Origin of the sequence: Rufibacter roseolus, assembly GCF_017916365.1 — a bacterium.
Lineage (GTDB): Bacteria > Bacteroidota > Bacteroidia > Cytophagales > Hymenobacteraceae > Nibribacter > Nibribacter roseolus.
In genome coordinates this window covers 482800-507449 of record NZ_JAFMSU010000001.1, presented here as the reverse complement: position 1 = coordinate 507449, position 24650 = coordinate 482800, and the positions used below count along the sequence as shown (strand labels likewise).

Here is a 24650-nt window from a genome sequence, read left to right as displayed (position 1 = left end):
GAAAATCCCTTTCAGGCCGTTTTCCTGGTTTCTGGCCTCTATGTCATGGTTGTTTCAAGCCTTATTTATCCAGGTTGGGCTAAGAATAGGCCTTCTCCGTCATATATAGAAATGAAGATATAGGGGTAAAAGATAGGTTTGTGGTCATATTCCCAATGTACCAGAGATTACATAGTTATGATTTTCAGCAAACCCTTTCCCATTTATCACAGAAATCTGCTGTTGCTGTCTTTCTGCGTGCTCCTATCGCTTCTTCCTTTTGCCGGGAATGCCCAACAGAAACTCACCCTCAGCGGCTACGTGAAAGACCAATCCTCCGGCGAGGGCCTCATTGGGGCCACTGTGAGCGTGCGCGAACTCTCGGGCGTGGGCGCGGCCACGAACGAGTACGGCTTCTTCTCCCTTACCCTGCCGCAGGGCACCTACACCGTGGCGGTGAGCTATCTGGGTTTTGCCACGCACACCCAAACCGTAAACCTTTCCTCCCCGCAGAAACTTAACATTGAGCTTAGAAGCGACCAAACCACCCTGCAGGAAGTAGTAGTGACCAACACCGATGTGAAGGACGAGAACGTGCGCAGCATGGAAATGAGCACCATGAAGATGCAGGTAGCCGAACTCAAGAAAATGCCGGCGCTCATGGGCGAGGTGGACGTGATCAAGGCCATCCAGATGACGCCGGGCGTGCAGACTGCCGGCGAGGGTACCAGTGGCTTCTACGTACGCGGCGGCGGCGTGGACCAGAACCTGATTTTGCTGGACGAGGCTCCCGTGTACAACGCCTCCCACCTCATGGGCTTCTTCTCGGTGTTTAACGCCGATGCCATCAAGGACGTGCAGCTCTACAAAGGCGGCATCCCGGCGGAGCACGGCGGCAGGTTGTCCTCGCTGCTGGACATCCGGATGAAAGAAGGAAACAGCAAGCGCTTTGCCGCCTCGGGCGGAATCGGGACGTTGAGCAGTCGCCTCACCGTGGAAGCGCCCATCGTGAAAGACAAGAGCTCGTTTATCCTCTCTGGCCGTAGAACCTACGCCGATGTGTTCTTCAAACTCAGCTCAGACGAGGGTATCAAAGACAACCAGCTCTATTTCTATGACCTCAATCTGAAAGCAAACTACATTCTGGGTCCGAAGGATAGGCTGTTCGTGAGCGGGTACTTCGGGCGCGATGTGGCAGGCAACAACTCCGGCGCCTTTGACTGGGGCAACGCCACGGCCACCCTGCGCTGGAACCACCTCTTCAACGACAGGCTGTTCACCAACACCACCCTCATCTTCTCCGATTTTGACTACTCGCTGGGCTCCAAAGAGAAATCCTCTGAGTTCACCTGGACCTCGCACATCATTGACTACAGCCTCAAAAACGACTATACCTATTACCTGAATCCGCAACACCAGTTCAAGTTTGGGTGGGTAGGCACGTTCCACCGGTTTCAGCCGGGCGTAGTAAAACCGGGCCCAGAGTCGTACTTCAACGAGATCAGGCTGGCGGGCAGCAATGCCCTGGAAGCCGCCGCGTACCTGAGCCACCAGTATGAGATCACGCCGCGCCTTTCCATGGAGTACGGCCTGCGCTTCTCCTATTTCGCCAACGTGGGCAAAGGCACCATCTATGAGTACGCCGAGGATGGTTTTACCAAGATCGGGCGCAAAGACTACGGCTCTCTGGAGGTGATCAAAGACTACATGGGCTTGGAGCCGCGCTTCTCAGCTAAGTATCAGGTAGACGAGAAAAGCTCGTTGAAGGTCTCTTACAACCGCATGCGCCAGTACCTGCACCTGCTGTCTAACTCCACCGCCTCGTTGCCTTTTGACGTGTGGGTACCCAGCAACCACTACACCAAACCGCAGATCGCCGATCAGGTGGCCGCCGGGTACTTCCGCAACTTCCAGGACAACATGTTTGAGGCCTCGGTGGAGGTGTACTACAAGTGGATGCAGAACCAGATTGACTACAAAGACAATTCTGATGTGTTCCTGAACAACCGCATTGACACGGTGCTGTTGCGTGGCTCCGGCACCTCTTACGGCGCGGAGTTTATGCTGCGCAAACAGAAAGGCGATTTCACCGGCTGGATTGGCTACACCTGGTCTAAAACCGACCGTACGGTGCCCGGCATCAACGGTGGCAAAGCTTACCCGGTACGCTATGACCGCCGCCACTCGGTGAACGTGGTTTCTACTTACCAACTGAACCTACGCTGGAGCTTCGGGGCCAACTGGACGTACGCCACCGGCGGGGCCACCACCATGCCGGTTGGCCGATTTGAGTACGAGGGGCACTCCTATCCTATCTACTCCTCGCGCAACGGGTTCCGCTTGCCCGCTTACCACCGCCTGGATTTAGCCGTGACCTATGACCGTCCGCGCAGCCTTACCGGCAAGAAGCATGACAGCAGTTGGAGCCTCTCGCTCTACAATGCCTACAACCGCAAAAACGCCTTCTCTATCGCCTTCCGGGAAAACGAAGACGATGCCAGCAAGACCGAGGCCGTGAAAACCTACATGTTCGGGATCATCCCGGCAATTACTTACAACTTCAATTTCTAAGTGAATTACCCAGAATAGATCATGAAAAAGTACCTGTTCCTCCTGTTTTCCTCCCTGTTCCTGTTCAGCAGCTGCGAGGAAGTCATTGACTACGATTTACCTGAGGACGCCGCCAAAGTGGTCATCGAAGGCTTAGTCACCGATCAACCGGGACCTTACACCGTGCGCATCTCTACCTCAAAAGGCTACCTGAACCAAGGTCCGGCCGCCGGGCTGGAAAACGCTGTGGTGCGTATAAAAGACAGCGAGGGCTTTGAGGAAACCCTGCAAGCGAAAGGCAACGGCCTGTACCAAACGGGTCAACTGCAAGGCAAACGCGGCAACACGTACTACCTCAACGTGCAACTGAACGGACAGGAATACACCGCCAGCAGCTTCCTGAAACCCGTGAGCACCCTTGATTCCCTTACCTACCATTTCAAGGAAGGCAATGCCCAGGTAGAAGAGGGCTACTACGCCACCATCTTCTTCCGGGAACCGGCTGGCAAAGGCGATCTCTACAAGTTCAACATCTACGTGAACGGCGAGCGCGACAAAGAAATAGTAGCCATTAACGATGACCTCTACGACGGCAATTACGGCGACCCCGAGATTGGCATTGAACTGGAAGAGGGCGATGTGATGAAGGTGGAAATGCTCTCGCTGGACCGGCCTGGGTACGAGTTTTTCCGGGTGCTTTCACGCATGCAGTACTACACCGGCGGCCCGTTTGATGCCCCACCAGCCAACGCGCCCGGCAACATCAGCAACGGAGCCATTGGGTACTTCGGAGCCTCGGCGGTTTCTGTCATTGAGCGGAAAGTGGAGGCAGATAACATCCGGTAATCGCTTCTGCCTTCCAATCCGTTTCGGCGTTATTTTTCAGAAACCGGCTTAGAAACGGACCTATGAACCAAGCCTAAAACAAAAAGGGCCTGCTATAATAGCAGGCCCTTTTGCATTCACACATGCTTTTATCAAAGCGTACTGGCGCTGCTTTGGATGGCTCCGCTCAGCTGGTGCCAGACACCGTTCATATACAGTTGGTCAGATTTCGTCAAGCGCAGTCCGCTCACCATAAGATTTCCTTTCTTGCGGCAGACGCGCAGGTTATTGCCACCCATTGATTTTATATCAGCACCGTCGCGCAGGTCATCGGTGGTGAGAGTTCCTTTCACAATGTGCTGCTCTAAGAAACTTCTGAGCTGTTCCGGCGAATCATTCTGGTGCTGGGTTAATGCCTGGCCCGAGGGCGCAAAGAAAGTGTATTCCCCGCCATTGGTGAGCATGGGCATTAAGCCTGCTTTGGTCACCAGGTCTAGGAGCACCGGATCTTTCTGCGCAATGCCTTCGCCTAGGCTGGTTTGGTTTACTTTAGAGACAGCCGCCACCTTGGCCACTAGAGACTGAGCTTTGCCGTTCGCCTGCAAACCCAGGCAAATGCAAAACACCAGACATAACTTCGTAAAATTCAACATTTATCTACCCTCCTGTTCCTTAAAAACGCTGTATTACAATAGTATACGTAAGTTTTAAAGAAAAGGCGAAGCCCCGCCGCTAGGGTAAATACAAAAGAATCTTAACCGCCAATGGATTGGATAATGGTTTGGAAGAAATTCAGCAGCTGACCTGGTATCAGAATGATGCTCACCACAAACCCGAAAGCCGCCCCATAGAAGTGGGCGCTATGGTTGATGCCGTCACCGCTGGACCTTGTGCTCAGGTAATAGGAATAGAAAAGATACAGTGCCCCGAAGATGTACCCCCTGATGGGAATAGGAATAGGAAAAATGAGCATCTCTGTGAGCGGATTGAAATAGATGCTGGCAAAGATGATGGCCGCCACCCCGCCCGAGGCGCCCAGAGAGTAATACCGGCTGTCGTTTTTATGTTTGAAGTACGTGGGCAGGTCCGAGACAATGATGGCTACCAGGTAAAGCAGCACGTAGAGAATGGCCCCGGTGGTAAACCCGAACACGCCCATGAACTGGTTCTCCACCACACCCCCGAAGAAGTACAGCGAGAACATATTGAAGAAGAGATGCATGAAATCGGCGTGCAGAAAGCCAGAGGTCAGCAGTCGCCACCACTCATTGTTGCGCGCCACCGACTGCGGATGATGCACCCAATTCTCCATCAGGTTCTGGTTCTGCCAGGCAAACAAAGAAGCGAGGACGGTAACGGCAATGATGACAAAGGTGATGGAAATGGGCATGTGGCTCTAAATAGGTACAGAATAGATAGGGCAGCAGCCCCAGATAATGGCTCAAGTTAGCAAAACCTGCGCAATTCAGACGATGACTGGCATTCTCCCTGGGGTATTCTAAGAGGGAAGAATCACCTTTAGCGGACAAAGCAACTCAGAAAAGCAACCAAAAGCATGGAAGCCGTTTTACGCGCCATTCAAGAAAAACAGGGCTAAAACAGCTTACTTCAAATTCAGTTAGCTTGAAAGTAGAAAGCCATTCCCCGGATCGGCAAAGCCGACGCTCAGTTCTACCGAGGGCTTGTGGTTTTACCAGAGGCTTATGTAAAGCATTAGTTCTCGCGCTCAATCAACTGCAGGGCTAGTTGCCGGAGCAGCTCTTTTTTGCTGTTGAGGGCGTTGACCTCGTTTAGGTGGTGGAGCGCTTTCTGGAAGTAGTGGTTGATCTGGCTGTGGGTGGTGCCCTGGATGTCCAGCTCGTCATAGATGGACTTCACGGCCTGCACTTTCTGCGCTTCGCGGCCATTGCCGCCCTGCCCCTGCCACTTTTTCAATTCCTCGCGCTGGGTGGCCGAGGAACGTTCCAGGGCTTTCAGCAGCAGGTACGTTTTCTTATCAGAGACAATGTCACCGCCCACGCGCTTTCCAAACTTGGCCTGGTCACCGTACACATCCAGCAGGTCATCGCGGAGCTGGAAGGCAATGCCCATGTTGATCCCGAACTCCTTCAGGTGGCGGGCATCCTCGGCGGCGGCGTTGTTGAGCAGCGCGCCCAGTTCCAGCGCGAAGCCCAGCAGCACAGCCGTTTTGAGCTTGATCATGTGCAAGTATTCCTCAATGCGCACATCCTGGCGGCTCTCAAAGTTCATGTCCAGCTGCTGACCCTCGCAGACCTCGGCGGCGCAGGTACTGAACAGTTGCAGAACCTGGGGTAATTTCTGCGGGTCTACGCCCAGAAAGCACTCATAGGCGCGCACCAGCATCACATCGCCGCTGAGAATGGCGGTGCTGGTATTCCATTTCTCGTGCACGGTTTCCTGGCCTCGGCGCAAAGGCGCATTGTCCATGATGTCATCGTGCATGAGCGTGAAGTTATGGAAAACCTCTACCCCTGCGGCAGGCATCAGGGCCTTTTCCACGTCGTCATGGAAGAGGTAAGCGCCCAGGACTGTCAGCAGCGGACGCACTCTTTTGCCGCCCAGATCCATCATATAGCGGATGGGGGCATAGAGTTCATCGGGGGACTGCCCGTACCGGAGCGTGGACAGCGTCTGTTGTATACGTTCTGAGAATTGGGAGATATTCACAGGAGTATTTTTTAAGCGATTGGGCAAAGTCCTTTGGTTTAGATGAAAATGCGGCTTCTTTACTTACCGCCAAAGCTACAGTAAAATAAAGAAACCGCATTTTTTGTTTTTACTCACAAGCCATAAAAAGCGTTTCCCGGCCCTTTTCAGCAAAGGAGCCCGAAAACGCTTTTCAAAGAAACCGCTTATTTCTTCACGGTGTCAATCAGGGTCAGGTCAATGGTACGCTCCAGCACGTTGGCGGCTTTCACCTCCACTATCACCTCATCGCCAAACGAGATTATGCGTTTGTTGTTCTGCCCGATGATGCGGTAGTTAGCCGAGTCCAGTTCGTAGAAGTCGTCCTGCAGATCTGCCAGCCGAACCATGCCTTCGCATTTGTTCTCCTCAATCTCCACGTACATGCCCCAATCTGTGAGACCAGACACGATGCCTTTGAACTGCTGCCCAATGAAGCTGCTGATGTACTCCACTTGTTTGAACTTGATGGAAGCCCGCTCAGCCTCGGCGGCGCGTTTCTCCATGTCTGAGGAGTGCAGGCTGCGCTCTTCAAACTCTTCCTTCTCAGCAGAGAAATCTTTCTGCTCATACTGGTAGATGAGGCGGTGCGCCATCATATCGGGGTACCGTCTGATGGGCGAGGTAAAGTGCGAGTAGTGCGCGAACGCCAACCCGAAGTGACCTTCCTCCTCGGTGCTGTATTTGGCTTTGGCCATGGTTCTGATGGCCAGGCTCTGCAGCACGCTCTGCTCGGGCTTGCCCTGGGTCTGGTCAGCGAGCTTGTTCAGCTCCTTGGAGATGTCCTTGCCTTCTTCCAGATCTACCTTGTACCCGAACTTACGGGCGAACACAGAGAAGTTCATCAGTTTCTCTGGATCCGGGGCGCCGTGCGTCCGGTACACCATGGTCAGCTTCTTGTTGCCTTTGCGTTGCTTGTACACGTGCTCGGCCACGTACTTGTTGGCCAGCAGCATGAACTCCTCAATGAGTTTGTGCGCGTCTTTGCGCTCTTTCACGTAGAGGTGCAGCGGCTTGCCGTTCTCGTCCAGCTTGAATTTCACCTCAATGGTCTCAAAATTCACGGCTCCGTTCTGGAAGCGTTTGTCTTTGAATTTCTTGGCCAGCTCGTTCAGCTTCAGGATCTCCTGCGCGTAGTCACCTTCACCGGTTTCAATCACCTCCTGGGCTTCTTCGTAAGCGAAGCGGCGATCTGAGTGGATGATGGTACGGCCTACCCAGTAGTTGTGGACCTTGGCGTTGTCATCAATCTCAAACACCACCGAGAACGTGAGTTTGTCTTCGTTTGGACGCAGAGAGCAGAGTCCGTTTGACAGGCGCTCGGGCAGCATAGGAATGGTACGGTCTACCAGGTACACCGAGGTGGCGCGGCGGTACGCCTCTTTCTCTAGTCTGCTGTTAGGCTGCACGTAGTGGGTCACATCGGCGATGTGCACGCCCACTTCCCAATTGCCGTTCTCCAGTTGGCGCATGCTAAGGGCATCGTCAAAATCTTTGGCATCGGCCGGGTCAATGGTGAACGTGGTGATGTCTCTGAAGTCGCGGCGCTTGGCGATTTCCTCCTGGTTGATTTTCTCCGGGATGGCATTGGCCTCCTTCTCCACTGACTCAGGGAACTCAAACGGCAACCCGAACTCGGCCATGATGGCGTGGATCTCGGCGTTGTGCTCTCCGGCCGGGCCGAAGACGCGGATGATCTCGCCCGTAGGGCTTTTCTGCGGGTCCTCAGGCCACTCCGTTACGCGTACCAGCACCTTGTCGCCGTGGTTTGCATCGGCTAGGCCGCGCTCACCCACAAATACGTCAAAGTACATTTTCTTCTGGTCGGGCACGATGAAGCCGTAACCTTTGGACAGCTCCAGACGGCCTACAATCTCTTCGCGCTGGCGCTGGATCACCTCCACCACTTCCCCCTCGGGACGTTCATTGGCCCGGCGGGTTCTGCGCAGTTGTACGCGCACGGTGTCGCCGTCCATGGCAAACATGAGTTTCTCTACCGGTACCCGGATGTCCTGCTCGCTTTCCTCGCTCACCACGTAGGCGTGGCGGGCGTTGGCCAAATCAACTTTACCCACGATGGTAGCGCCTCCCCGGCGGGAGACGGTGGCGCCGCGGTCAGAATCTCTCTCTCTGCGGCTACCGCGCTCAGGTCGGTCAAAGCTTTTCTCCACGCTGCCCCGGAACTCAGGGTTCAGGATATAGGAATCATCCGGCAGGAAAATCAACTCGCCGTTCTTGCTCATCTTCTTCAGGAGACCGGAAACAAGTTCGCGGCCTTCTTTGTCTGTCACGGCCAGGCGACGGTGCAGTTGGCGGTACGTGAACACCTTCTTGGGCTCCTGCCCGAAGATGTTCAACAGCACTTCCCTGGACACTTGCCCGGCCGAATTCTGGCCACCGCCACTGCGTCTGCCGGAACCTCCGTCCCTTTCACGGCGTGGGGCGCCTTTGTCTTTTCTGGTATTACCAGACCGCGGGGCTGAATCTCTGCCGGCACCCGGGCCTCTTCTTTTTCTTTCCATTAATTCTTTTCAATTTCTAATAGATTCTGATTTCAAAGGCAGAACCTGAGCGGCATTGCAGTCGCCAAAATGTTTTAATCCTGCTTCCCTTCTACGTTGGAAAGTGTTTACAATATGCTGTTTAGGGGCTGATTTTAGGAAAACAGCATAAAAACGCCTCTGCCAGGGAAGCGCCTGCAAATATATCTATTGTTCTATACTTGCTTTGTACGCTTTTCGTTTCTCCTGCGCCGCTAAAATATCCTTCAGCTCCCCGGCCGGTACGGCCTGAAGCAAGGCTTTGGTGTAAGGTTGCTGCGGGGAAGAGAAAATCTGCTGCGCGGGGCCCTGCTCTACTATGCGGCCCTGGTCCATCACCAACAGGCGATCAGACATGAACCTGGCCACAGAGAGGTCATGGGTAATAAAGAGGAGTGTGAGATTGAAATCGCGCTTGAGACGGTTGAGCAGGTTCAGGACTTGCGCCTGCACCGATACGTCTAAAGACGAGACGATTTCATCACAGATGATACACGTGGGTTCCAGCGCCAACGCTCTGGCAATGCAGATACGCTGCAGTTGGCCGCCGGAAAATTCATGGGGATAACGGTGAAAATGTTCGGGCAGAAGCTGCACGGCCTCCAGTAACTCAAGGGTACGCTGCTTTCTCTCCCGATGACTGTGTAACACCTGATGCACCTGCATGGGTTCCATGATCGCCTCCCCTATTTTCATCATCGGGTTAAGTGAAGCCAGCGGATTCTGGAAGATCATCTGGAAGTCTTTCCGACTTTTCCTCAGTTCTTCGGCGGGCAAATTAGACCAATCTCTGCTGTTGAAAACTACTTTCCCCTGGGTGGGTTCTATTAACCGCAATAAGGCCCGTCCCAGAGTGGTTTTCCCACAACCAGATTCGCCTACGATGCCCAGAGTCTGGCCCGGGAAAACTTCAAAGGAAACGCCGTTTACGGCTTTCACAACCTCTTTTTGCTGCCAAAAGAACAATCTGCTTCGGGTGAATTCCACGTGGATATCCTGTACTTGCAGGATGGGTTTTCCTGCTAGCTCTTCAGCCCTTGATGAGTCTTGGTTTGCCTTTATTTTCTCCGCTTTTTCCACTGCTTTCTGAGGTCTTTCTGTTTGGGAGCCGTTTTCCTGAAAATAGCTTTGAAGCTCTCCGGAAACGAAGTCCGAAAGGGTGGGCATAACGTTTCCCTGGGTTTGCAAGGTGGGCCTGCAGGCGAGCAAGGCTTTGGTGTACGGATGCCTTGGGTTGCTGAAAATCTCCGTCACAGCACCCTCCTCCACTACGCGGCCCTGGTACATGACCAATATCCGGTCAGCGATCTCGGCCACCACTCCTAAGTCATGGGAAATAAACAGCAAAGCCATCTCTTTCCTCAGCCGAAGTTCATTGAGCAACTGCAGAATGCCGGCCTGCACGGTGACATCCAACGCAGTGGTAGGTTCATCCGCAATGAGGAGAGAAGGCTCGCAGGCCATGGCCATGGCAATCATGATGCGCTGCTTCTGCCCCCCAGAAAGCTCGTGTGGAAAACGCTTGAAAATCTTTTCAGGCTCAGGTAGCTTCACCAACTCAAAAAGCGCCAATGTGCGGGAATAAGCCTCTTTCTTGGAAATGGGCAAGTGGATGAGCAAAGCCTCTGCTACCTGTTTTCCACAGGAGATCACGGGGTTCAGAGAAGACGCTGGGTCCTGAAAAATGATGGAAATCTCCTTGCCTCTTAACTTAGGGAGCTGCTTTTCTGAGAGTTTCAATAAGTCTATCTGACCTAAACCCGGGGACTGGAACGTAGCAGATCCCGAGGTAAGCACCCCGTCCCGGGGCAAGAGCTGCATGAGTGATAAGGCGGTTACCGTTTTACCCGAGCCGGACTCCCCCACAATGGCTACCGCCTCTCCTTTCCTGACCTCAAAGGAAATCCCGTTTACGGCCGCCACTGCTTCCTGCCCTGCCTTGAAAGCGATGTTCAATTGGTCTACCTGTAACAAGAAGGTGGCTAAGGACATGTAAAATGGGTAATGGGGAAAGGCAGAATCAGTTTAAGGGAATCCCTTCAGGTAAGTTCATCGGTCATACCTGAATACAAGCTAATGATTGAGGCGGAATTATGGCAGGATTTTGGCTAGATTCCTTCAAAAACGCCTTCAAAGCCTCTATATAGCAGAAAATTTATTTAGCGGCACAACTTAAATAATTAAACCTGAGTATTGACAATACCGCATGCCCATCCCCTTTTCCTTTGAATTAAGACCCGTTTTTATGAAACACGTTAACTTCCTAAGTAACCTTCTGCTGAAAAGCGTTTTAGTTGGGTTCTTCTTCCTGTTTGCCGTACAAGGTGCCTCGGCGCAATACCGCTATCCAAACCACTTCAGAACCGGGGTGAATTTTGCCTATATCCTGGAAGGAGATAATAGCGGGGCCTTGTTCACCCAGCAATATACCCGTGAACTCACTGACCATTTCCATTTCACCGTCTCCGGGGAGTACCTCAGTTCCTCCCGCTACGATAAGAACATCCAACTTTTCACCTCCCGGAAAGCCTTTGTCATGTTTGACGCCTCTTTCTATTATGACTTGTATGAGACGGAGAAGTACACCTTTAAATTCGGGGTGGGGCCTGCCGTACGGAGGCGCTCAGAGTTGGATCTGAAAAAAGGAGATATTCCCCAGGGAGCCACTACCACGCCGGGAAGAAACGCCGATGAATTTTTCGTGCATATCCGGGAAAAAGACTTTGGCGGGAAAGCCGTTTTCGAGACAGATTTCTTTGACGACACCCGCCTGTTCTTCGGGATGCGCGCGGCAGGATATTTCTATAACAAAGGAACTTCCATCTTCGCCGTTGGCTTGAACATGGGCTATTCTTTCTAAGCCGATTTCTGAAAAACACCCATAAAAAAGAGGGCTGCCCAAATGGACAGCCCTCTTTTTTACGCCTCTACTATATTGATTTCGTGTTTCTCCTTTACCGGCGGATGGTTTAAGAAACGGTTCTGGTTGAAGATGATGATCAGAACCCCCACAAAAATAGCGGCATCGGCTACGTTGAAGATAGGCCACAGCGACATGGGTGTTCCCCCAATGATAGGAATCCAGTTCGGCACAATGCCTTCCCATATATCAATGTAGAACATGTCAATCACCTGGCCGTGCAGCCATGGGGTAGACACACCGTAAGGGGCATTATCCAAAAGCACACCATAAAAAACGCTGTCTATGAGGTTCCCGATAGCCCCGCCCAAAATCAACCCCACGCAGAAGATCAGTCCTTTGTGGTAACGATTCTGAACTAGGTAATACACCAGGTACCCAATGGCTACCATGGCCACCATCCGGAAGACCGTCAAAATGATTTTGCCGTAAGCCGATCCCAATTCTACCCCGAACGCCATGCCTGGGTTAAGGGTGTAATGCAGCTTGAACCAGTCCCCGAAGACAGGAATCTGCCCCGGCAGGCCCATTTGCATCTTTTGGTGCACCAGCATCTTTACGGCCTGGTCCACCGCGATCACCAGCAAGGCAACCAGATAGTATTTTGCGTACTTCATGATTAAGGTTTAACCGACTGTTTCAAGGCTGTTTTTCTCAAAAAGGCTCAAAACGGCCGGCGTTCAATCTTCTTTTAAATTCCTGGTAAGCGTACTCTTATCTGGCTACTTCCAACCTCACCGGCAAACTGAAGCCTTCCATGTCTAGTACGGCGGCCTCGGCATCTGCCAGGCTTGGCACCAAGGTTAGTTCCACCGCTTGTACCTCCTCGGAGATGTAGCCTCCAAAAGCTTGAACGGCGGCAGCCACTTCTTCATTGCCATCCTGCAGGAACACTCTAATTTTATCCTGAACATCCAGACCGGTGTCTTTGCGCAAGTTTTGCAGACGGTTTACCAATTCGCGGGCCATCCCTTCCAAGCGGAGTTCCTCAGTCACGGTAATGTCCAGGGCTACGGTCAGTGCTCCCTCTGAAGCTACCAGCCAACCCGGGATGTCCTCAGACATGATTTCCACGTCTTCGCGGCTCAGCACAGTCGTGTCATCCTCCACTGGAATCTCGAAGAAACCTTCGCGCTCCATTTTGGCGATGTCTTCCTGGCTCATCTGCTGAATCTGGGCAGCCACCAACTTCAGCTTCGGCCCGAATACCTGGCCCAGACGCTTGAAGTTAGGCTTAATCTTCTTCACTAAAATGCCAGTGGTGTCTTCCAGGTACTCCAGGCTCTTCACGTTCACCTCAGAGAGAATCAAATCTTCCACGGCTTGCAGTTGGGTCTTCATTTTCTCATCCAGAATCGGAATTAAGATACGGCCTAGTGGCTGACGCACTTTAATCATGTGCTTCTTACGGAGCGAGTGCACCAAAGAAGACACGCTTTGCGCCAGTTGCATGCGCTGCTCCAAGTCTACGTCAATCAGGTCCGTCTGCACTTCCGGGAATGACTCCAAGTGGATAGACTCGGCTTTGCTTCTTCCGCTCACAAGGTTCAGGTCCAGGAACAGGCGGTCCATGTAGAACGGCGCAATCGGCGAAGCCAGCTTGGCCACGGTCTCCAGACAGGTGTACAGCGTTTGATAAGCCGCTTGTTTGTCCTGGTTCAGTTCACCTTTCCAGAAACGTTTGCGGTTCAGGCGCACGTACCAGTTGCTCAGCTCGTCGGCCACGAAGTCCTGAATCGCACGGGCGGCTTTGGTTGGGTCGTAGTCGTCAAAGTAGCCGGCTACTTCTTTCACCAGCGTGTTCAGGCGGGAGATAATCCAACGGTCGCTCTCGGTGCGTTGCGCTACCGGGATTTCTGTTCCTTCAAACGTGAAACCGTCCAGATTGGCGTATAGCGCGAAGAACGAGTACGTGTTCTGCAGCGTCCCGAAGAAACGACGCTGTACCTCGGTGACCCCGTCCAGGTTGAACTTGAGGTTATCCCAAGGTGGCGCGTTCACAATCATGTACCAGCGGGTGGCATCAGGGCCAAAGCGGCCGATGGTCTCAAACGGATCCACGGCGTTGCCGAGGCGCTTGCTCATCTTATTTCCGTTCTTGTCCAGCACCAGGCCGTTCGCGATCACGTTCTTGAACGCCACGCTGTCTTCCAGCATCACGGCCAGCGCGTGCAGGGTGAAGAACCAACCACGGGTCTGGTCCACGCCCTCGGCGATGAAGTCAGCGGGGAAGTTGGCTTTGAACGTCTCCTGGTTCTCAAATGGGTAGTGCCACTGGGCGTACGGCATGGCGCCGGAGTCAAACCACACGTCAATGAGGTCGGTCTCGCGCTTCATGGGTTTGCCGCTCGGGCTTACCAGGATAATGTTGTCTACGTAAGGACGGTGCAGGTCAAATCCTTCGTAATTGAAATCGGTGATGCCCAGTTCAGCACGAGGCTCCTCGGTGCCGGTGGGGCTCAGCGCGAACTCGCCGGCAAATTCCAGCAGGGTGTTGGTCTGGTGCTGTGCAGGCGTACCGGTTGCTTTGCCTTCGGCTTTCTTGGCTTGGCGCAGCGGGTTCTCTTGCATGAAACCGGCGTCAATGCTGCGCTCGATCTCGCGGTCCAGCTCGGCTACAGAGCCGATGCAGATTTCCTCATCGCCTTCCTCGGTGCGCCAAATGGGCAGCGGGGTTCCCCAGTAGCGCGAGCGCGACAGGTTCCAATCTACCAGGTTCTCCAACCAGTTCCCGAAACGGCCTGAGCCGGTGGACTCCGGTTTCCAGTTGATGGTCTTGTTCAGGTCAATCAACCGCTGCTTCACCGCGGTGGTCTTGATGAACCAGGCATCCAACGGATAATACAGAATCGGTTTATCGGTGCGCCAAGAGTGCGGGTACGTGTGCTCATACTTCTCTACCTTGAAAGCTTTGTTCTCTTCTTTCAGGATGATGGAGATGATGACATCGGTGGTTTTGTAATCCGGGTGGCTCTCATCTTCATTCGTGTAGTTCTTCACGTAGAAGTCATCGGGCCCAAGCGGTTTATGGGTTTTGATGTTATACTTCTGAACGCCTTCCTGCAGCCTTACGCCAATCTCGTCTATGAACTTCCCTCTCCGGTCAACGGTAGGAAGCTCATTGCCTAATTCGTCTTTGATGGTCAAGGCTGGGATGCCATGTTGTTTGGCTATCCTAAAGTCATCGGCCCCGAAGGTTGGGGACGTGTGCACCACGCCGGTACCGTCTTCGGTGGTCACGAAATCTCCGGCCACTACCTGGAACGCTTTATCTGCATCGTAGAACGGCTGCAGATAGGGCATCAGTTGCTCGTACCGGATCCCCACCAATTGCTTACCGGTAAACTCCTGCACAATCTCAAACGGAATGGCTTTGTCGCCGGGTTTGTAGTCAGCGAGCTGCAGGTCTTTGTTCTTGTCTGAAAAATACTTCCCTACCAATGCCTTCGCCAGCACCACACTCACAGGCTGGTGGGTGTACGGGTTGAAGGTATTTATCTGCACATAGGTAATCTTGTCGCCAACGGCCAAAGAGGTGTTAGAAGGCAAGGTCCAGGGCGTGGTAGTCCAGGCCAGGATGTAGACACCATCATTTGACCCATGGAAAAGGAACTCTGAGGCAGAATTCCTGATGACTTTGAACTGCGCCACGATGGACGTATCCTTCACTTCTTTGTAGCAGCCCGGCTGATTCAGCTCGTGGGAGCTGAGCCCGGTTCCGTCTGAAGGCGAGTACGGCTGAATGGTGTAGCCTTTGTAGAGGTAGCCTTTGTCATAGAGTTTCCGGAGCAAGGCCCAGTTTGACTCTATGTATTGGTTGTCAAAGGTGATGTACGGTTCGTCCAGGTCTACCCAGTAGCCCATGCGCTCGGTGAGGTCATCCCACTGATGTTTGAAGCGCATCACGGTCTCGCGGCAACGGGCATTGTACTCCTCCACCGAGATGGTCTTCCCGATATCGTCTTTGATGATACCCAGTTCTTTCTCCACCTGCAGCTCAATGGGCAAGCCGTGGGTATCCCAGCCGCCTTTGCGGACAACCTGAAATCCCTGCAGGGTTTTGTAGCGGCAGAAAATGTCTTTCACGGCACGGGCCATCACGTGGTGAATACCCGGCGCGCCGTTGGCAGAGGGCGGTCCCTCATAAAAAACAAAGGTGGGCTGACCCTCGCGGGTCTCCACCGATTTTTCAAAGATGCGGTTCTCTTTCCAGTAGGCTCTCACCTCTTCGGCCAGACCCGCATAGTCTAGTTGCTTATACTCGTTGTACTTCACCTTGTTTGAACGTATGGTGTGGTCGCTGTTACTCTATTCCCAAAGTATCGGTCCGCCAGGTGGTACCCTGCCCAAGCCGATACTAGCTAAAGCTTTACGAGACAGAATAAATTGCCTCTCTCTCGTAAGCCATAATTAAGCAAAGTTAAACAATAAATAACTTCTGTTAGGATTCCAACGCTTTTTTCCGCTTCGGGGCTACTTTTTTGAAAACAGGCGGGAAACGACTCGCTGCTTATTGACTCTGATTAGAGGAAGTAACGGCACCAGATCATTGAAGCTTCTCGATGGCTTCTCCTCCGCTGGCGCGAGCGTCCCGCTCGTGCCTTCACATTGTGGAATAGCCATTCAGGAATACGTGCGGACACGAGCCGGAGGCTCGCGCCAGCGAAAAGGGCTTGGTGATGTTACAGAAAACTTGCCGTGGACAACTCCTCATTTTAGGCCTCCTTTTCCCAAAACAGCCTTGAAACAGGAAAACCACTTTTTCACAGGATAACTTCCATGCTTTCGGCCTTGGTAGATTTTATTCGCGGTTTTTCTATCGGCGGCATTTCCTTTCTTTGTTTCTTTGCCGGCACACCTATAAACAAAAAAGCATGAATTCTACCCAAATCGTCTCGGTGAGTTATCAACCGTTGAATCTGCCTCTGATAGAACCTTTCGCCATAGCCACGGGCACCCAGTACCAAGTGGAAAATGTGGTGGTGCAGGTGCAGCTGGCGGATGGAACGACTGGTTTGGGCGAGGCGGCTCCGTTCCCGGCGGTGAGCGGCGAGACACAGGAAAGCACCCTGGCGGTACTGCAGGATTTGGAGAAACACCTCATCGGGAAAGACGTCAAAAACTGGCGCACCTTGGCCAAGGAATTAGATAAACTCGCCCATAATGCACCCGCTGCCCGGTGCGGGTTGGAGATGGCGATCCTAGACGCACTTTGCAAACACTACCAGATGCCGCTGTATGTTTTCTTCGGAGGAGTGCAGACGCAGTTGGTCACCGACCTCACCATCACCGCCGGCGATGAGGCGCACGCCGCGGCTTCGGCCAAGTCCATCGTGGAACGCGGGTTCTCTATTATAAAAGTAAAGACCGAAGGAACCGATGTGGATTACGATCTCCGCCGAATTCAGGCAATCCACAACGCAGCACCGGGGGCAAAACTGATTGTTGACGGAAATTGTGGTTATGATTTGGAGCGTGCCCAAGCCTTTGTCAACAGAGCCGCCGAAGCCAAAATCCCGATCATCTTATTGGAACAGCCACTTCCACGTGAATCCTGGGAAGACCTGGCGGTGTTGGCAACCACATGTCCTTTCCCCATCGCTGCCGATGAGTCTGCCCGCAGCGCACAAGATGTTTCACGGTTGGCACAGGACCAAAGCGCCACGATTGTCAACATCAAATTGATGAAGTGCGGCGTGCTGGAAGCACTGCAGATGGCAGCCCTGGCGCAGGTCCACGGATTAGGTCTCATGATTGGCGGCATGGTGGAGAGTATTCTGGCCATGACCTTCTCCGCCCATTTCGCCGCTGGCATCGGCGGGTTCGGGTACATAGATCTGGACACTCCTTTATTTATAGCGGAGCATCCGTTCAGCGGCGGCTTTGAACAAGCAGGTGAAGTACTGCGGTTGAATCCTGAAGTGGCTGGTCATGGGGTAGACTTCGCTCCTACCCTATCCTGAGAAATTTGTTCTGTAAATTGAAAAGCGCATTGGGCCTGTTTTAATGAATACAGGCCCAATGCGCTTTTTTGGTTTATAGCTGGTCTACACCTAAAATTTATATGGTTCAAGTCTGTGACTTGGACCTACTATGAACTGCAGTTTGTAACTGCAGCTAAATAATAATATCGCACGTTCGCTGGCGCGAGCCTCCGGCTCGTGTCCGCACGCATTGCTAACAGCGCTTTCATTCTTTATAAAGGTTTAGCCTCTGGTCTATAAAAGCCTTTACCCTCTTCTGTCATCTTGGAAAGATCTTGTGGGCAAACGGCAGAAGCGTTACTTCAATGCTTTTCTAGTTCGCTCACAAGATCTTTCCAAGATGACAAAATAGAGTATGCAGATTTTATCTCAGGAATGCGTGCGGACACGAGCTGCAAGCTCGCGCCAGCAGTTTACTCCCAGCAATTTACTCTATTAATAAGGTGAACGTCTTTTGAAGCTAACGCTTCACTGCAGTTGCAAACTGCAGCCCATGGTAGGTCCAAGTCACAGACTTGAACCATGAGAATTGTTTTGATAAGGAGCTTATACATCCAAGTGGAAAACCTACCTTCAGGCGCTTGCTTAATCTTAGTTTATCCCACACAAAATAGGCCTCTACATTTCTGCAGAGGCCTTTTTCGTGTTAATGTGTTTAGAAGCTGTTTTTGGGAAACCAGCAGATTTCCACGGGTTAAATTTTCTCGAAGATGCGCTTGAAGCTGACGGCATCACCGATGTACTGGCGCAGTTCTGAGATGTGCATGCGCTTCTGTTCGCGACTGTCACGGTCACGCACAGTGACGGTGTCGTTCTCCAGGGTCTCGTAATCCACGGCGATACAGAACGGCGTTCCGATCAGGTCCTGGCGAGTGTAGCGTTTCCCGATGGCATCGCGCTCTTCGTAGATGATATTGAAATCGAATTTCAGGTCATCGAAGATCTGCATGGCTTTGTCTGGCAAACCGTCTTTGCGCACGAGCGGGAAGATGGCGGCTTTCACCGGGGCAATGGCCGGGTGGAACTTCAGGAAGGTACGGGTTTTGGTAGCGTCTCCTTCGGTTACTTCTTCCTCGGTGAAGGCGTTGCAGAGCGTCATCAGGAACAGGCGGTCGGCGCCTACGGAAGTTTCCACTACGTAAGGCACGTAATTTCCGTAGGGTTTGCCGTCTTCGTTCAAGTCATTGTCAAAGTACTGCTGCTTTTTGCGGCTCAGATTCTGGTGCTGCGTCAGGTCAAAGTCAGTTCTTGAGTGAATGCCCTCTACTTCCTTGAATCCGAAGGGGAATTCAAATTCAATGTCCACGGCGGCGTTCGCGTAGTGGGCCAGCTTCTCGTGGTCGTGGAAACGGAGCTTCTCGGCGGGAACACCCAGGGCCTCGTGCCAGTTGCGGCGCATGGTTCTCCAGTGCTGGTACCATTCCATCTCTGTGCCAGGGCGCACGAAGAACTGCATCTCCATCTGCTCAAACTCGCGCATTCTGAAGATGAACTGACGGGCTACAATCTCGTTCCGGAACGCCTTACCAATCTGAGCAATTCCGAAAGGTACTTTCATACGGCCTGATTTCTGCACATTCAGGAAGTTCACGAAGATTCCCTGGGCGGTTTCGGGGCGTAGATAAATGGTGCTGGAGTCCTCGGCCACTGATCCTACCTGTGTGGAGAACATGAGGTTGAATTGGCGTACTTCGGTCCAGTTAGAAGTGCCTGAGATTGGGCATTTTATGTTTTCTGAGGTAATCAATTGCTGTACGCCTTTCAAATCTTCGGCGCCCAACAAACGGCCCATTTCCTGCAGCAAAGATTGGGCTTTCTCCACATCGCCGGCTTTCTCGTACTCGGCGGCTTTTTCCTCAATCAGAACATCGGCGCGGTAGCGCTTCTTGGAGTCGAGGTTATCAATCATGGGGTCGTTGAAAGAGTCTACGTGGCCCGATGCTTTCCAGGTGCTGGGGTGCATGAAGATGGCAGCGTCAATGCCCACTACGTTCTGGTGCAGTTGCGTCATGCATTTCCACCAAAGCGTTTTGAGGTTGTTTTTCAACTCCACCCCATTTTGACCGTAATCATACACGGCCTGAAGTCCGTCATAGATCTCGCTGGACGGGAACACGAAGCCGTATTCCTTAGCGTGCGAGATGATATCTTTTAACTGTGCGTTCTCTGTGGTTTTCTCAGTTGTGCTCATGGGCGCAAATATAGAGGTTTCGTTGGCACTTTTGGCAAAACAACGTATGGGTTTGGTTAGAGAGATACCGCCTGCGGGGCGTAAATGTTCTGTCTTGCCCCCTGATTATGAGTGGAGTTAACGCATGCTTCGTACTTTTACTGAGCCTAAAATTGAAGGGGGCAGCATTCCTTAACAATTCGGTAACATTGCAAGGTATTTAAACCCTTAATTTTGGCAGCTTTTTTCTCACCTATAATACATTATGTTTGGACTAGAAACGGATCTTTTGATCTTGCTGGTAATCTGCTTACTGGCCGCGTGTGCATTTGAATTTGTGAACGGTTTCCATGACACGGCTAATGCTGTGGCCACCGTTATCTACACCAACACCTTGCGCCCCTGGGCAGCGGTTGTCTGGTCTGGCTTTTGGAATTTCATTGGCGTTTTTGCCGGCGGTATTGGGGTAGCCATGGGTATTGTGTACCTGTTGCCCATTGAGACGCTCATTGACCAGGATGTCTGGCACGGCATTGCCATGATTGGGGCTTTATTGATAAGCGCCATTATCTGGAACGTGGGTACTTGGTACTACGGTCTGCCCTCTTCCAGCTCCCACACGCTAATCGGCTCCATCCTGGGACTAGGAATCGCCTATTCGCTGCTGCCCTCTACCACCGAGGCTACCTTTGCCTGGTCTGAGGCCACCAAAACCGGGATGTCTCTTCTGGTATCTCCTTTCCTGGGTTTCACGTTGACCGTTTTCCTGATGTTCCTTTTGAAGCGGTTTGTGAAAAACAAGACCATTTTCAAGGAGCCGCACAAACGCAAAGCTCCCCCATTGTGGATCCGTATCATTCTTATTATCACCTGTACCCTGGTATCTTTCTTCCACGGATCAAATGACGGCCAAAAAGGGGTTGGTCTGGTGATGCTGATCTTGATTGCCATTGTTCCTTCTTACTATGCCTTGGACCGCGACAAAGATCCGGCGGGCTTGTTGGGTTCCGTTACCCAGGTTGAGCAGGTATTGACCAAAGTAGACAGCACCGTTCTGTCTGCCACTGATGCCAAGCAGTTAAGCCTTTTGAATGCTGAGACCAGAGAAATGAGAAGCCTTCTTACCGCTAACCCATCTACCGAAGCTTTACCTAAAGACAGCCGTTTCCTGCTGCGCCGTGACATCCTTTTAATCACCAAAGGATCTGATAAGTTGATGGAAAGCCAGGATATTACCCTAAGTCAGCGTGACCGCGACCAATTGAAAGCTGGGGTAACCGGCCTACGCTCTTACACAGACTACGCCCCTAACTGGGTAATCATGATGATCGCGCTTTCTCTGGGTATCGGGACTATGATTGGCTGGAAACGCATTGTGAAAACCATTGGCGAGAAAATAGGAAAGGAACACCTTACCTACGCCCAGGGCGCTTCGGCTGAGTTCATGGCTGCCAGCGTGATTGGTTTCTCTACGTTCGTGTTCAAACTTCCGGTGAGTACCACCCACATCCTTTCTTCCGGTATTGCCGGTAGTATGGTGGCCAACCGCGGGATCAAGAACCTGAATGCCGGCACCATCCGGAACATTGCCTTGGCCTGGGTACTGACCCTGCCGGTTTCCATGTTCTTATCCGGAACGTTGTTCCTGATCTTCCGCTGGATGTTTGCCTAAACCACCTTTACCTCAAAACAAAAGAGCCGCTGCAGTGATGTAGCGGCTCTTTTGTTTTACCCCGATTTGACCTCAACTGCCTACTTGATCTCTGCTCTCCGTTAAACCTAAAGCTGGTTTAAGGCTGATTTCTGTAAAACAGCTCCCAAATGGAATGGCAATTTTAATGCGTCTAGAGTCTTGGCTTATTTCATTTCTTTTAGCGTTCCTCCAGGACTTCTTGAGCCAACCTCCAGATGGAACGTAAACCCATAAGGCAATTAGTGAATAGAGGCCCTTCTAAAGGCTGCAGCTTGATCAGGCTCATGAGAGCTCGTTATTCCTGGCCCGATGGCTGTACGGTCTTAAAAATGGCTTCTATAAGGCCTTCATTTTTCAGGTTCCACGGGTATTTTCGTGGAACCTGAAAAATGAGCCGCTTCAGGATTGCGTATTTGGTGATAACCGGGCACATGCCTTGGTATACCGCAGCCATTTTGGGCTTGTTTTTTGAAAAACAGTGGCAAAACGCATGGGTTTAAAATTGGCTATAAACAGAAAGAACCGCTTTAGGCGGTTCTTTCTGTTTAATAGAGTATGTAGCAGTTACTGGTTGATGCCCTTAGCCTTCTTTTGGCCAAAGTACTTCCAGGTTATCGTCCATGTGTACCCCGAAGTTTACGGCTAGTAGCTTACCTTCTTCAAAGTACAGGTCAATCATCTCGCGCTCGTAAGAAAGGCAGGTCACGTTGTTCTCGATTTTCTCCTTTTCCACGTTCTGCACGCCATTCTGCTTGAAGAGATCTTCTACTTCCTGCTGGCTCATTTCAAAGATCTTCTTCCCGAACAATGTTACGTTGGGGTTGGCGGTCTCTATGCAGCTCAGGCGGTAGTCGTCTTCTTTGTCAAAGTAGAACGAGAAGCCGCTGTCCCAGTAGTTCCAGGCCTTGTGCTCAAACTCATCTTCCTCGTCAGACTCTTCTACTTCCTCGGGCTCGCCCATGATCTCCTCCACATCATCCATGCTTAACCCGAAGTGTAAATCGCCAATGCCGTATCCCAGCTTTATCTCATTGTCAAATTGTTCTTTGTCCTGTTCCATAGTTTCAATTGGTTATATGGTTCCGTTTCCGGGTTTATTTTCCTAAAACTACTCAAAAATAGCGGGTCTTCCACATTTGGCCCCTGTTCGGGCCATCTGCGGCAAAACCGCGCCGCGCCCCAGCTCCCCCTTCTCATTCCTGATTTTTCGGCTTTTCCCACTTTTCCACGGAGTCAACCTGATATCTATTATAAAATGATTTTTTTAAAAAAGAATCTTGTTCGTCATTAGGGCTGTGCAGAAGTGGATAAAATTTCTTGTCCCCACGTTTTCCCCGCACTTCTGAAATATCCTCGTAGTAGTCCCATTTATTCCCAAGTCTCTGTGGATTCTTTTATCGTCTTTATCAGGTACTTACGGGAACTTTCCACTTCTTCACACAAAAAGACGGGGAAAAGGCCCAACGTTTATACTCACGTGCATAACTTTTCGAAAATTCTGTTTTTATGCACGGCCACCCACAATTGCATGTTTGAACGTAGAATCTTCGGTTTTGGGTTTTTGATTTATCAGACTTGCGCCGGTTTTATCCATATTCTTGTCCACAGTTATCCACCCCGTTTCCACGCTAGAACTCTATGACCTGGGATTCAATTTCCCAGTTGGCCCTGAGCTCCCAAATGTCCTTGGGTAAGACTACCGGCTCGGGCAATCGGCGCTCCTTCAAGAGGCCGTTGTCCCATTTTCCGTTGCCGTTCAGGTCTACCAGGATCCTGATCTGATATGACCCCGGCTTGAGATCGTCCCAGAGAATAGTCTTTTGGTTCTTCACTTCCTCCACCACGGCATTCTGGGACAGGAGCTGCACAATGAAGTTCTTCTGGGTAGTTTTCAGGAGTACTTTCAGGCTACCGGCATCCACCTTATCGCTTACTTCCAGGTTCTGCGGCATTTTGCCATAAGGTTCCCCGATGTAAGGCAAGACCTTGGTCGTATCCATGTTCACTTCGATCTCGCGTTTGGCTGCGAGCGGCAACCGGAAAGTTATCTGGGTGGTCTCGGGGTTGAACCGGAACTCTGAGGTGTCTTTGGTGGAGACGGTGGTCACAGAATCCAGCACGAAGGAGAAGGCCCCCACCGGATTCACCACTTTGGTGGGTACCTCAAACTGCACCCTGATCTGCTCGCCGGGTTTCACGGGTGACCCGTTCAATACCGCAAAGCTGTTGTTGCGGCGAGGGGCCGCTTTCCCGCTGAGGCGCACGGCCACAGTATCCAGGCGGGAGTTGCTGGCGCTATCCTGCACTTCCACGAGCCACTGTTTTTCATCTGGTTTGGCTGGGAACAGGCGCAGGGTTTTCCCGTTGTTGGCTATGAGGTATCTCATGTTGGGATCTTTGTCAGCAGCGGTAACTCTGGCTTGGGCTATTCCCTCATTGTACTCCACCTCATACATGTTCAGGAAGCTTCTCCTGGCCACTACGTTGGGCCGGGTCACATCCTGGGTATGCAGGCGCAGCTGAACGCCCTCAACTGAGGGCCGTACTTTGATGGTGTCTGTGGTGTAGGCGATGAATTCATTTTCATTGTCGTACCGCAGGTTGTTGTTGCTTTCAGTTAAGCCGTAGATGAAGTAGTCTCCTTCTTTGATGTTCCTGAAGTTGAAGTTTCCGCTGGAGTCTGTATTGGTCACGTACAGCGGGCGGCCTTTGGTTACTTGGGAAGTATCCGTTACTGGGTATAAGAGCACGTTCACTTCTTTAGGTGGCGTGTTGCTGAACAGCAGGTTGGCCTTGCCGCTTACCCTCCCCGAGTCTAATAAAGGACCAGTACTGAAAGTGACGACCACGTTGCGGGCCGGGTTTTTCTCCGTGAGATCTGCCAGGCTGTTTCTGAAGTTGAGGCTATAGGTGGTGTTCTCGTCCCAGGGCTTGGAAAAGGTGAGTTCCACTGTGCCGTCTTTCACCCTACTCTTATAAGTATTGTCTGTGAACGGTGCGATAATGAGTTGCCGCGTGAGGTCTACCGTCTGGATGTTCTCGTCAAAGGTCAACGTGATCTTCTCGGGTTTTACGTTGGTTTGCCCGTTGCTGGGATAGCTGCTCACAAGTTTTGGAGGCGTGACATCTTTGGCTCCCCCCTCGGGGCTGCTGATGCTGGCGCACCCACTTAGAAACAGGGCTAGGCCCGTGAGTGCGTTTTTAAGCTGATTTTTCATTTTTGGCTTTAAAATGGAAATGACCTTACAGTGTGAACTGCAAGGTCATTACGCTTAGTGTATCT

The 24650-nt window shown here is 52.0% G+C and carries 15 protein-coding genes; 5 read left to right on the top strand and 10 right to left on the bottom strand.

Features of this window, described 5'->3' with window-relative positions:
• Window positions 1-177: 177 nt before the first annotated feature.
• Both J3P35_RS02125 and J3P35_RS02120 read left to right on the top strand, forming a co-directional pair.
• A complete protein-coding gene (locus J3P35_RS02125) occupies window positions 178-2550 on the top strand; it encodes a TonB-dependent receptor (protein WP_210462606.1) in 2373 nt (790 codons plus the stop codon).
• Between the two features lie 21 nt (window positions 2551-2571).
• Window positions 2572-3375 (top strand): DUF4249 domain-containing protein, encoded by an 804-nt coding sequence (locus J3P35_RS02120; RefSeq protein ID WP_210462604.1) that lies wholly within the window; start codon window positions 2572-2574, stop codon window positions 3373-3375.
• A 131-nt stretch (window positions 3376-3506) separates the two neighbouring features.
• On the opposite strand, the gene J3P35_RS02115 is transcribed toward J3P35_RS02120, so the two are convergent.
• The 5 genes from J3P35_RS02115 to J3P35_RS02095 all read right to left on the bottom strand — a co-directional run bounded on the left by J3P35_RS02115 (window position 3507) and on the right by J3P35_RS02095 (window position 10592).
• The gene (locus J3P35_RS02115) at window positions 3507-4007 is read right to left on the bottom strand and encodes a fasciclin domain-containing protein (RefSeq protein ID WP_210462602.1); all 501 of its coding nucleotides are present in this window, start codon (window positions 4005-4007) and stop codon (window positions 3507-3509) included.
• A 101-nt stretch (window positions 4008-4108) separates the two neighbouring features.
• Window positions 4109-4744: a rhomboid family intramembrane serine protease gene (locus tag J3P35_RS02110; RefSeq protein WP_246849910.1), complete on the bottom strand. Its 636-nt coding sequence runs from the start codon at window positions 4742-4744 to the stop codon at window positions 4109-4111.
• A gap of 323 nt (window positions 4745-5067) precedes the next feature.
• A complete protein-coding gene (locus J3P35_RS02105; RefSeq protein ID WP_210462600.1) occupies window positions 5068-6042 on the bottom strand; it encodes a polyprenyl synthetase family protein in 975 nt (324 codons plus the stop codon).
• 185 nt (window positions 6043-6227) lie between these two features.
• Entirely contained in the window at window positions 6228-8582 is a 2355-nt protein-coding gene (rnr, locus tag J3P35_RS02100; protein ID WP_210462598.1) for a ribonuclease R, read from the bottom strand.
• Window positions 8583-8768: 186 nt separating this feature from the next.
• A complete protein-coding gene (locus J3P35_RS02095; RefSeq protein WP_210462596.1) occupies window positions 8769-10592 on the bottom strand; it encodes an ABC transporter ATP-binding protein in 1824 nt (607 codons plus the stop codon).
• 253 nt (window positions 10593-10845) lie between these two features.
• On the opposite strand from J3P35_RS02095, the gene J3P35_RS02090 reads away from it, so the two are divergent.
• Window positions 10846-11460: a hypothetical protein gene (locus J3P35_RS02090; protein WP_210462594.1), complete on the top strand. Its 615-nt coding sequence runs from the start codon at window positions 10846-10848 to the stop codon at window positions 11458-11460.
• Window positions 11461-11519: 59 nt separating this feature from the next.
• Here J3P35_RS02090 and J3P35_RS02085 read toward each other — a convergent pair whose 3' ends face one another.
• Both J3P35_RS02085 and ileS read right to left on the bottom strand, forming a co-directional pair.
• Window positions 11520-12137 carry a lipoprotein signal peptidase gene (locus tag J3P35_RS02085; protein ID WP_210462592.1) on the bottom strand — a complete coding sequence of 206 codons (618 nt, stop codon included), beginning with the start codon at window positions 12135-12137 and terminating at the stop codon, window positions 11520-11522.
• A gap of 97 nt (window positions 12138-12234) precedes the next feature.
• The gene (gene ileS, locus J3P35_RS02080; protein WP_210462590.1) at window positions 12235-15795 is read right to left on the bottom strand and encodes an isoleucine--tRNA ligase; all 3561 of its coding nucleotides are present in this window, start codon (window positions 15793-15795) and stop codon (window positions 12235-12237) included.
• 599 nt (window positions 15796-16394) lie between these two features.
• Between ileS and J3P35_RS02075 the strand changes: the two genes are divergently transcribed.
• Window positions 16395-17483, top strand: coding sequence for a dipeptide epimerase (locus J3P35_RS02075; RefSeq protein ID WP_210462588.1), 1089 nt, complete (start codon window positions 16395-16397; stop codon window positions 17481-17483).
• 715 nt (window positions 17484-18198) lie between these two features.
• Here the strand turns inward: J3P35_RS02075 and J3P35_RS02070 are convergent.
• The gene (locus J3P35_RS02070; protein ID WP_210462586.1) at window positions 18199-19695 is read right to left on the bottom strand and encodes a glycine--tRNA ligase; all 1497 of its coding nucleotides are present in this window, start codon (window positions 19693-19695) and stop codon (window positions 18199-18201) included.
• A 244-nt stretch (window positions 19696-19939) separates the two neighbouring features.
• Between J3P35_RS02070 and J3P35_RS02065 the strand changes: the two genes are divergently transcribed.
• Window positions 19940-21346 (top strand): inorganic phosphate transporter, encoded by a 1407-nt coding sequence (locus tag J3P35_RS02065; protein WP_210462584.1) that lies wholly within the window; start codon window positions 19940-19942, stop codon window positions 21344-21346.
• A gap of 601 nt (window positions 21347-21947) precedes the next feature.
• Here the strand turns inward: J3P35_RS02065 and J3P35_RS02060 are convergent.
• A complete protein-coding gene (locus J3P35_RS02060; RefSeq protein WP_210462582.1) occupies window positions 21948-22427 on the bottom strand; it encodes a hypothetical protein in 480 nt (159 codons plus the stop codon).
• 568 nt (window positions 22428-22995) lie between these two features.
• Window positions 22996-24585 (bottom strand): Ig-like domain-containing protein, encoded by a 1590-nt coding sequence (locus J3P35_RS02055; RefSeq protein WP_210462580.1) that lies wholly within the window; start codon window positions 24583-24585, stop codon window positions 22996-22998.
• Between the last annotated feature and the right edge of the window lie 65 nt (window positions 24586-24650).

Excerpts from the sequence above, each read along its gene's own strand:
- J3P35_RS02125 (WP_210462606.1), top strand. The coding sequence starts at position 178 with ATGATTTTCAGCAAACCCTTTCCCATTTATCACAGAAATCTGCTGTTG.
- J3P35_RS02120 (WP_210462604.1), top strand. The coding sequence starts at position 2,572 with ATGAAAAAGTACCTGTTCCTCCTGTTTTCCTCCCTGTTCCTGTTCAGC.
- J3P35_RS02115 (WP_210462602.1), bottom strand. The coding sequence starts at position 4,007 with ATGTTGAATTTTACGAAGTTATGTCTGGTGTTTTGCATTTGCCTGGGT.
- J3P35_RS02110 (WP_246849910.1), bottom strand. The coding sequence starts at position 4,744 with ATGCCCATTTCCATCACCTTTGTCATCATTGCCGTTACCGTCCTCGCT.
- rnr (WP_210462598.1), bottom strand. The coding sequence starts at position 8,582 with ATGGAAAGAAAAAGAAGAGGCCCGGGTGCCGGCAGAGATTCAGCCCCG.
- J3P35_RS02095 (WP_210462596.1), bottom strand. The coding sequence starts at position 10,592 with ATGTCCTTAGCCACCTTCTTGTTACAGGTAGACCAATTGAACATCGCT.
- J3P35_RS02090 (WP_210462594.1), top strand. The coding sequence starts at position 10,846 with ATGAAACACGTTAACTTCCTAAGTAACCTTCTGCTGAAAAGCGTTTTA.
- J3P35_RS02085 (WP_210462592.1), bottom strand. The coding sequence starts at position 12,137 with ATGAAGTACGCAAAATACTATCTGGTTGCCTTGCTGGTGATCGCGGTG.
- J3P35_RS02075 (WP_210462588.1), top strand. The coding sequence starts at position 16,395 with ATGAATTCTACCCAAATCGTCTCGGTGAGTTATCAACCGTTGAATCTG.
- J3P35_RS02070 (WP_210462586.1), bottom strand. The coding sequence starts at position 19,695 with ATGAGCACAACTGAGAAAACCACAGAGAACGCACAGTTAAAAGATATC.
- J3P35_RS02065 (WP_210462584.1), top strand. The coding sequence starts at position 19,940 with ATGTTTGGACTAGAAACGGATCTTTTGATCTTGCTGGTAATCTGCTTA.
- J3P35_RS02060 (WP_210462582.1), bottom strand. The coding sequence starts at position 22,427 with ATGGAACAGGACAAAGAACAATTTGACAATGAGATAAAGCTGGGATAC.
- J3P35_RS02055 (WP_210462580.1), bottom strand. The coding sequence starts at position 24,585 with ATGAAAAATCAGCTTAAAAACGCACTCACGGGCCTAGCCCTGTTTCTA.